This window comes from Neorhizobium sp. SHOUNA12A (genome assembly GCF_023006505.1).
Taxonomy (GTDB): Bacteria; Pseudomonadota; Alphaproteobacteria; order Rhizobiales; family Rhizobiaceae; genus Neorhizobium.
On sequence record NZ_JALBGV010000207.1, the window covers coordinates 1 to 539 of the forward strand.

Here is a 539-nt window from a genome sequence, read left to right on the forward strand (position 1 = left end):
CAGGCCGATCGCCTGCGGGCGCCATGGGCGGCACTGCATCTCGAAACGCCGCAATCGGCCAACCGGTCGGAGCAGGACAAGGACCGGCTGGCGGCCAACATGCGGCTTGCCGATCAGCTTGGCGCCGAGACCGTGACTTTGCCGGCGCTGCAGCCGTCGCGCGAGATCATTGCTTATGCGAATGCCAACAACTTTACCCATATCGTCGTCGGACGCCCGGCCAGACCGCGCTGGCGGCAGATCTTGCAGGGGTCGGTCACCTATGACCTGATCCGCTACGCGGGCGATATCAGCGTCCATGTCATCTCCGGCGACGTGAAGGAGGGCGAACCGCAGCGCGGCCTGAAGGCGGCGCAGCTGCCCAGGGCCTTCCGCTTCAAGCCCTATGTCAAAAGTGCGATCTTCGTGGCTCTCGCGATCATCGCCGGTGCTGCGCTCGACCAGACGCTCGACGTCCGCAACCTTGCCCTCGTTTTCCTGATGGCGGTGCTGGCGGCCGCGGTGCGCGGCGGGCTGGGGCCGGGCCTGTTCGCCTCGGT

Annotated in this window: 1 protein-coding gene; it reads left to right on the forward strand. The window is 66.8% G+C overall.

Features of this window, described 5'->3' with window-relative positions; genetic code table 11:
• The coding region (locus MOV63_RS32505; RefSeq protein WP_247039847.1) for a DUF4118 domain-containing protein at positions 1-539 on the forward strand (539 nt) is incomplete at both ends.